We start from the raw sequence: 8,475 nt of genomic DNA, 5'->3' as shown, positions 1-8,475 counted from the left end.
CCCCCCCCCCCCCCCCCCCCCCCCCCCCCCCCCCCGATCCCGTATACCGGAGACGCGTCGAGTTTATTCCCGCTTTCCGGCCCGCGCGCGAAAAATAAATCCACCGCGCGGCCGGAATAAACGCGGCGCGGCATCGGTATGACAGGCATCCCCACATCACATCTGTCACGGAGGTGCCGGAATGCAGCAACGATCATGGAAGCGGCGCGACTTTCTCGGCCTGGCCGCCTGCGCCGGCGGCGCGGTATTCGCGCAGGCCCTGCCCGGCTGGGCCGCCGGGCGCGACGAGGCGTTCTACTTCGTGCAGTTGTCGGACGCGCACTGGGGCTTCCAGGGCCCGCCCAACCCCGACGCGCGCGGCACGCTGCCCAAGGCCGTGGCCGCCGTCAACGCGCTGCCGCAGCCGCCCGACTTCCTGATGTTCACCGGCGACCTCACCCACACCACCGACGACGCCGCCGAGCGCCGCCGCCGCATGCGCGAGTTCCAGTCCATCGTCGCCGGGCTCAAGGTGCCGGTGGTGCACCTGATGCCGGGCGAGCACGACGCCAGCCTCGACCAGGGCGCCGCCTACCAGGAACTGTTCGGCCCCACGCACTACGTGTTCGACCACAAAGGCATGCACTTCATCGTGCTCGACAACGTCTCCGACCCCGCCGGCCGCGTCGGCGAGGCCCAGCTCGGCTGGCTCGCCGACGACCTCGCGCGCCAGCCGCGCGACGCGCGCATCGTGGTGTTCACCCACCGCCCGCTGTTCGACCTCTACCCGCAGTGGGACTGGGCCACGCGCGACGGCGCGCAGGTGATCGAGCGCCTGATGCCCTACGCCAACGTCACGGTGTTCTACGGCCACATCCACCAGGAGCACCACCACATGACCGGCCACATCGCCCACCACGCGGCGCGCTCGCTGATGTTCCCGCTGCCCGCCGCCGGCTCCCAGCCCCAGCGCCAGCCGGTGCCGTGGGACCCGGCCCGGCCCTACCAGGGCCTCGGCTGGCGCGAAGTGCAGGCCGGCCGGCCCGGCGGCGAGTTCGGCATCGACGAAAAGCCGGTGGCCGGCTGAACGGCATCAGCCACGGCAACGCACGGACGCGAGGAGTCCCGCCATGACGAAGACAGAAACGAAACCCGGCCGCCGGCGCGCGCTGCGCTGCCTGCTGGCACTGGCGGCGGGCACGCCGCTATTGCACGGCACCGCCGCCGCGCCGCGCGTGATCAAGGTGCATGCGCGCAAGTTCATCTTCACGCCCGACCGCATCTCACTGCGCGTGGGCGAGCCGGTGGTGTTCGAGCTGACCGCGCAGGATGTGGTGATGGGGTTCAGCGTGCCGGATCTGGGGATTCGGGCCGATCTGCCGCCGGGGCAGGTGGTGAGGCTGGCGGCCACGCCCGCCAGGGCGGGGACGTTTGGGTTTTTATGCGATATTTTTTGTGGGTCGGGGCATGAGACTATGAATGGGGTGATTGAGGTTATGTGAGGTTTTTTTGGGGCTTGTGTGTTTGTGGGCCTTGAGGCTCGGGCGGTTGTTGGTGCTTGAACCCAAAGGCCATATGACATCCCCGCTGCGCGGGGCTGCCAGTCACTTTCTTTTGTCTGAAAAGAAAGTAACCAAAGAAAGCAGACCCCTTGCAGGGGGGCTGGGCGCTCAGACCTTATGTCTGGTGGTGGTTTCGTGGTGCGGGCGTTGGCTTCGATGAGGCTGCTGACGCTACCGGTTTGCTTGCCTGCGGCGTCGCAAGCGAAATTGGATTCGTGGTGACGCTGCATGATGGCGTTGGCCCAGGCCCTTCAGGCTGCTGCCGCGACCGGGGCGGATGGGTGCGGCATAGGGACGGTGCTGGTTTCGTGGTGGGCGCAGTGGCCCAGCAATCCCGGTTCCAGCAACCCCGCACACCCGCGCTGGGTCCACCGCGCCCACCACGAAACCACGAGGATGCTATGTCGTGGCCGCCCAAACCGGTAACGGCAGATAGCCGAACAAGCAGTGCACTCGCCATCATAGATCTGACCACGAAACCAACACCGCCAGCAAAGTCGCGGTGGTTCGCGCCGGTAACGGCAGGATGCCAGCAGAACCGCAGACCCCACGACGAAACCAGAAACACCAGAAACCCCAACGTTTCTGCCCCTGCCGGCCAGGCAGTCCGCTTTCTTGGCCTACTTTCTTTTCGGAAAAAAGAAAGTAGGTCGCGCCGGGGGCGCGAAAGCCTTTGACTTTGACTTTAAGACTTTGACTTTAAGACTTTGAATTTAAGATTTTGATCTTAAGCCTTTGACTTTGAAGTTAAGCCTTCGACATTAAAGCCTTTACCTTCGAAGCCAAATCAAAAAACCCAAAAACCCCCTCAATCCCCCTCCCCACCCGCCAACACACGCGGAACGGGCGCCCCAGGTTCGTCATGCGGCGCCAACCCCGCCCTGCGCCGCGCCCGGCGCTCCTTGCGCTTCACATACCAATAATGCGCCCGGTCCAGATACAGATAGACCACCGGCGTGGTGAACAGCGTCAGCGCCTGCGACAACACCAGCCCGCCGACCATCGCGTAGCCGAGCGGCCTGCGCAGCTCGGACCCGGCGCCATGCCCCAGCATCAGCGGCAGCCCGGACAGCAGCGCGCACATGGTGGTCATCATGATCGGGCGGAAGCGCAGCAGGCAGGCCTGGTAGATGGCCTGCTCGGGCGTCATGCCGTGCTCGCGCTCGGCCGTGAGCGCGAAGTCGACCATCATGATGCCGTTCTTCTTGACGATGCCGATCAGCAGGATGATGCCGATCAGCGCGATCACGGTGAGGTCGTAGCCGCCGGCGAGCAGGATCAGCAGCGCGCCCACGCCGGCGGAGGGCAGCGTCGAGAGGATGGTGAGCGGGTGGATGTAGCTCTCGTACAGCAGGCCGAGCACGATGTACACGGCGATCAGCGCGGCGGCGATCAGGTAGGGCTGCGATGCCAGCGACGCGCCGAAGGCCTGGGCGGTGCCCTGGAACGAGCCGCCCAGCGTCTGCGGGCGGCCCATGCCGGCGAGCGTGCTGTTGATGGCGTTGACCGCGTCGCCGAGCGCCGCGCCCCTGGCCAGGTTGAACGAGATGGTGACGGCGGGGAACTGCCCCTGGTGGCTGATCGACAGGTAGGCGGTGCTGTTGGTGTCGATCTTGACGAAGGTGGACAGCGGCACCTGCTCGCCGGTCAGCGGCGAGGTGACGTAGAGCTTCGAGAACAGGGTCGGGTCTTCCTGCAGCGCCGGCGTGGCTTCGAGGATCACGTGGTAGCTGTTGATCTGCGTGAAGTACTGCGCCACCTGGCGCTGGCCGATGGCGTCGTACAGCGTGGCGTCGATCAGCGCCGGCGTGATGCCGAAGCTGGAGGCGCGCGCGCGGTCGATGGTCAGGCGCGCGGCGGCGGCGGCGTTCTGCTGGTCGGAGGCGACGTCGGTCAGCTCCGGCAGGCCGCGCAGGCGCTCCAGGATGCGCGGCGCCCACTGGTTGAGTTCGTCGAGGTTGGCGTCCACCAGCGTGTACTGGTACTGCGTGCGCGACAGCCGCCCGCCCACGTTGATGTCCTGGCCGGCCTGCAGGAACAGGTTGGCGCCCTGCACCTGCGCCAGCTTCGGGCGCAGCCGCGCGATGATCTCGTCGGCGCTGGCGGTGCGGCCCTGGTCCTTGGGCCGCAGGCTGATGAAGAAGTTGCCGGTGTTGATGGTGTTCTGCCCGCCGGTCATGCCGACCGCCATCACGTCGGGGTCGGCGCGCACCACGTCGGCCAGCTGCACCATGCGCGCGTTCATCGACTTGAACGAGGCGTCCTGGGCGGACTCGGCGAAGCCGAACATGAAGCCGGTGTCCTGCTGCGGGAAGAAGCCCTTGGGGATGTAGACGAACAGCGCCACGGTGGTGGCCACCGTGCCGATGAACACGCACAGCGTGATGAACTGGTGGCGCATCACCACGTCGAGCCCGCGCTTGTAGCCGGCCAGCATGGTGTCGAAGCCGCGCTCGAACCACTGGTAGAGGCGCCCGTGCTGGTGCCCGCGCGGCGGCGTCAGGTAGCGCGAGCACAGCATCGGCGTGAGCGTGAGCGAGACGATCACCGACACCCCGATGGTCAGCGTGACGGTCACGGCGAACTCGCGGAACAGCCGCCCGACGATGCCGCCCATCAGCAGCAGCGGGATGAACACCGCCACCAGCGAGACCGAGATCGACACGATGGTGAAGGCGATCTCGCCGGCGCCCTTGAGCGCGGCCTCCATCGGCGTCATGCCGTCTTCGACGTGGCGGTAGATGTTCTCCAGCATGACGATGGCGTCGTCCACCACGAAGCCCACCGCGATGGTGAGCGCCATCAGCGACAGGTTGTCCAGGCTGTAGCCGAGCAGGTACATCGCGCCCGCGGTGCCGAGCAGCGCCAGCGGCACGGTGACGCTCGGGATCACGGTGGCGGCCACGTTGCGCAGGAAGATGAAGATGATCATCACCACCAGCGCGATGGTCAGCACCAGCGTGAACTCGACGTCGGCCACCGAGGCGCGGATGGTCTGGGTGCGGTCGACCAGCGTGTTGACGCTGATGGTGGGCGGGATGGCGGCCTGCAGGCGCGGCAGCGCGGCGCGGATGCGGTCCACCGTCTCGATCACGTTGGCGCCGGGCTGCTTGGTGATGGCGAGGATGATGGCGCGGCCGTTGTGGAAGGTGTTGTCCGCGGGCGCGGCCGCGCCGGCGAAGCCCCAGCCGGCCAGCTTGACGTTCTCGGGCGCGTCCACCGCCACGCCCACGTCGCGCACGCGCACCGGCGCGCCGTTGCGGTAGGCCAGCACCATGTCGTTCCACGGCGCGGCCTTGGTGAGCTGGTCGTTGGTGTAGACGTTGAAGGCCTTGGTGCGCCCGTCGGTGGCGCCGGTCGGCTGGTTGACGGTGGTCGAGGCGATCACGCCGCGCACGTCTTCCAGGCTCATGCCCATCGAGGACAGCTTCTGCGGGTCCACCTGGATGCGCACCGCGGGCTTCTGCTGGCCGCCGATGTTGACCAGGCCCACGCCGGAGATCTGCGAGATCTGCTGCGCCAGCACGTTGTCGGCGTAGTCGTTGATCTCGGTCAGCGGCAGGGTGTCGGACTGCACCGCCAGCACCAGGATCGGCGAGTCCGCGGGGTTGATCTTGCGGAAGGTTGGCGGCGTCGGCAGGTTGCTCGGCAACTGGCCGCTGGCGGCGTTGATGGCGGCCTGCACGTCGACCGCGGCGGCGTCGATGTTGCGGTTCAGGTCGAACTGCAGCGTGATCTGCGCGTTGCCCTGGGCGCTGGCCGAGGTCATCTGCGTGAGGCCGGCGATCAGCGAGAACTGGCGCTCGAGCGGCTGCGCCACGTTCGACGCCATCGTCTCCGGGCTGGCGCCGGGCAGAGAGGCCGAGACCTGGATGGTGGGGAAGTCGACCTGCGGCAGCGGCGCGATCGGCAGCAGCGGCCAGGCCGCCACGCCGACCAGCAGCAGCGCCAGCGCCAGCAGCGAGGTGCCGATCGGGCGCTTGATGAAGTTGGCGGAAATGCTCATGGCCGTGCGTTCCCGGCGCCGGCCGCGGCCGGGGTGGCGGGTGGCGCGGCGGCAGGTCCGCTGCCCGCGCTGGCCACGGTGCCGGCGGGCGCGCTTTCGGTCACGCGCGCGCCGGGCTTGAGCTTGTACTGGCCGTCCACCACCACGCGCTCGTCCGGGGCCAGGCCCCGGGCGATGATGGCGCGCGTGTCCTGGATCTCCGTCACCTCGACCGGGCGCGAGGCCACGGTGTGGTCGGCCTGCACCACGTAGACGTAGGTGCCGGCCTGGCCGCGCTGCACCGCCGGCGCGGGGATGGTCAGCGCCTGGTCGCGCTCGCCCAGCACCAGCCGCGCGTTGACGTACTGGCCCGGCCACAGCGTGTGGGTCGGGTTGGGGAAGCGGCCCTTGAGCTGGATCGTGCCGGAGGTGGTGTCGATGGTGTTGTTGAGCAGGATCAGGCTGCCGCGGCCGAGCGGCTTGCCGCTCTCGCGCTCCATCGCTTCCACGGCCAGCGGCGTGCCGCTGGTCTGGATGGCGTGGTTGATGCGCTGGAAGTCGCCGTCGGGCAGCGTGAAGACCACGTCGATCGGGTCGATCTGGCGGATCACCACGATGCCGCTGGCGTCGGCCGCGTGGATGATGTTGCCGGGGTCCACCAGGCGCGCGCCCACGCGCCCGGACAGCGGCGCGTTGATGGTGGTGAAGTCCAGCTGCACGCGCGCGGCGTTGACCTGCGCGTCGTCGTTCTTCACGGTGGCGGCGAGCTGCGCCACCAGCGCGCGCTGGGTGTCGAGCGTCTGCTGCGTGGTGGCGTTTTCGAGGATCAGGCCCTCGAAGCGCTTGAGGTCCACGCGGGCGTTGGCAAGCTGCGCCTCGTCGCGCGCCTTCTGCGCCTGGGCCTGCTGCAGCTGCGCCTGGAACGTGCGCGGGTCGATCTGCGCGAGCAGCTGGCCGGCCTTGACGTCCTGGCCCTCGACGAAGCCGACGCGGTCGAGCTGGCCGTCCACGCGCGACTTGACCGTCACCGTGGCCATCGCCTGCACGGTGCCGACGCCGGTCAGGCCGATCGGCACGTCCTCGCGCCTGGCCAGCGCGCTGGACACGGCGACCGCGGGTGCGGGCGCGGCCGCCTGCCGCGGCGCCAGCATGTGCTTGAGCGGTCCGCTGGCGAACCAGGCCAGCACGGCCAGCGCGAACACGGCGAGGCCGATCAGGAAGGGGTTGCGGCGGGAGGGCTGAGTCGCCATGGAATGCCTTGGAAAGTAAGTCTGCCGATGCAAATCAGGGGTGGGCCGGGGCGGGCGAGGGCGGGGTGGCGCCGGTGGTACTGTCGCCGCCGCTCGCGCCCGTGCCATCGGCCCGGGCCAGCGCATCGCTGCTCCAGCCGCCGCCGATCGCCTTGATCAGCCCCACGCTGGCGGCCAGCTCGCGGCCGCGCACCTGGATCGCGCTACGTTCATTGGACAGCGAAAGGGCCTGTGCCGTTACCACCGTCAGGTAAGACGTCGTGCCGGCGCGGTACTGCGCCAGGCTCACGCGCTCGGCGGTGCGCGCGGCTTCCACCGCGCGGTCCTGCACCACCACTTCGTCGTCGAGCACGCGCAGCGCGGAGAGGTTGTCCTCCACTTCCTGCATGCCGCCGAGCACGGTCTGGCGGTAGACGGCCGCGGCGCCGTCGTAGGCGGCCACGGCCTGGTCGTTCTGCGCGTTGCGCAGGCCGCCGTCGAAGATGGTGCCGGCCAGCGCCGCACCGAGCGACCACACGCGCCCGGGCGGGCCGAACCAGTCGGCGAGGCTGCTGCTGCTGCCGCCGCCCACGGCCGACAGCACCAGCGAAGGGAAGTACGCCGCGCGCGCCACGCCGATGTTGGCGTTGGCCGCGGCCATGCGGCGCTCGGCCGCGGCGATGTCGGGGCGGCGCTCGAGCAGCGCCGAGGGCAGCCCCGGCGGCACCGCCAGCGGGCGCATGGCGAACTCGGCCGGCGGCAGCGAGAACTCGGCCGGCGCGCGCCCGACCAGCACGGCGATGGCGTGCTCGAGCTGGGTGCGCTGCACGTCCAGGTCGATCGCCTGCGCGCGCGCCGATTCCAGCGTGACCTGCGCCAGCGCGACGTCGCCCGAGGTGGCCACGCCGGCGCGGAACTGGCTCTGGGTGAGCTTGAGCGATGCCTCGTAGGCGGTCAGCGTGCGCGCGAACAGCGCCTTGAGCACGTCGGTCACGCGCAGCTGCACGTAGTCCTGCACCAGCTCGCCCTGGATGGTCAGTCGGGCCGCGGCCAGATCCGCGGCGCTGGCCTGCGAGTTGTCCCGCGCGGCTTCGATGGTGCGCCGCACCTGGCCCCACAGGTCGACTTCCCAGCTGGCGTCCAGGCTGGCCGAATGCGTGTTGGACACCGACGCCATGCCCAGCGTGCTGCTGCGCGCGCGGCCCACCGAGGCGCCGGCGCCCAGCGTCGGGAACAGGCCGGCGCGCGCCGCCTGCGCCAGCGCGCGCGCCTGCCGGTATTGCGCCTCGGCCTGGCGCAGGGTCTGGTTGGCCGCGTTGGCCTGCGCCACCAGTTGGTTCAGGCGGGCATCGTCGAAGCCGCTCCACCAGTCGTGGTCCAGGTCCACCGGCCGCGGCTCGGCGATCTTCCACTGGTGGTCGGGCGGCGTGGCCTCGCGGTAGGCGGCCGGCGCGTCGGCCGGCGGGCGCTGGTAGTCGGGGCCGACGGCGCAGCCGGCCAGCCAGGCGCAGGCCAGGGCGATGCAGAGCTTGCGCGGCGCAAGCGGGCGCGCTGTCTTCATGGGCGGGGTAGACGGTCGGGCGTCATGGACGAGCCTTCATGGGTGATGCCGGTTTTTTGCACTGTCCTGCAACGCTTCGCGGTGTGTCTCGCCCGGGGACACGGCGGCACGGCGGCGGGGGACCGGGATGCCGTCGGGCATGGACGGATGCGCGCCGCC

5 protein-coding genes are annotated in these 8,475 nt (G+C 69.6%); 2 read left to right on the top strand and 3 right to left on the bottom strand.

All coding sequences use genetic code 11. The features are described 5' to 3' along the window. Positions 1-181: 181 nt before the first annotated feature. Both AC3WXD_RS15500 and AC3WXD_RS15495 read left to right on the top strand, forming a co-directional pair. Positions 182-1,066 (top strand): metallophosphoesterase family protein, encoded by an 885-nt coding sequence (locus tag AC3WXD_RS15500; protein ID WP_492324108.1) that lies wholly within the window; start codon positions 182-184, stop codon positions 1,064-1,066. 43 nt (positions 1,067-1,109) lie between these two features. Further along, complete coding sequence (locus tag AC3WXD_RS15495) at positions 1,110-1,481, top strand: cupredoxin domain-containing protein (RefSeq protein ID WP_020206029.1); 372 nt, start codon at positions 1,110-1,112, stop codon at positions 1,479-1,481. Positions 1,482-2,349: 868 nt separating this feature from the next. On the opposite strand, the gene AC3WXD_RS15490 is transcribed toward AC3WXD_RS15495, so the two are convergent. From AC3WXD_RS15490 to AC3WXD_RS15480, 3 genes are read right to left on the bottom strand one after another with little or no spacing between them, the layout of a single operon-like run. After that, a complete protein-coding gene (locus tag AC3WXD_RS15490; protein WP_454731061.1) occupies positions 2,350-5,547 on the bottom strand; it encodes an efflux RND transporter permease subunit in 3,198 nt (1,065 codons plus the stop codon). After that, positions 5,544-6,776, bottom strand: coding sequence for an efflux RND transporter periplasmic adaptor subunit (locus AC3WXD_RS15485; RefSeq protein ID WP_454731062.1), 1,233 nt, complete (start codon positions 6,774-6,776; stop codon positions 5,544-5,546). Before AC3WXD_RS15485 ends, AC3WXD_RS15490 begins: the two co-directional genes overlap by 4 nt. 34 nt (positions 6,777-6,810) lie before the next feature. Next, the gene (locus AC3WXD_RS15480; protein ID WP_492324107.1) at positions 6,811-8,316 is read right to left on the bottom strand and encodes an efflux transporter outer membrane subunit; all 1,506 of its coding nucleotides are present in this window, start codon (positions 8,314-8,316) and stop codon (positions 6,811-6,813) included. Positions 8,317-8,475 lie beyond the last annotated feature (159 nt).

The sequence above is a fragment of the Cupriavidus sp. FW216-B1 genome (genome assembly GCF_058789195.1).
The sequence above is the reverse complement of the archived record's forward strand: the minus strand, read 5'-3'. Positions and strand labels throughout refer to the sequence as shown.

Coding starts and splice junctions, on each gene's coding strand:
- AC3WXD_RS15500 (WP_492324108.1), top strand. CDS start 182: ATGCAGCAACGATCATGGAAGCGGCGCGACTTTCTCGGCCTGGCCGCC.
- AC3WXD_RS15495 (WP_020206029.1), top strand. CDS start 1,110: ATGACGAAGACAGAAACGAAACCCGGCCGCCGGCGCGCGCTGCGCTGC.
- AC3WXD_RS15490 (WP_454731061.1), bottom strand. CDS start 5,547: ATGAGCATTTCCGCCAACTTCATCAAGCGCCCGATCGGCACCTCGCTG.
- AC3WXD_RS15485 (WP_454731062.1), bottom strand. CDS start 6,776: ATGGCGACTCAGCCCTCCCGCCGCAACCCCTTCCTGATCGGCCTCGCC.
- AC3WXD_RS15480 (WP_492324107.1), bottom strand. CDS start 8,316: ATGAAGACAGCGCGCCCGCTTGCGCCGCGCAAGCTCTGCATCGCCCTG.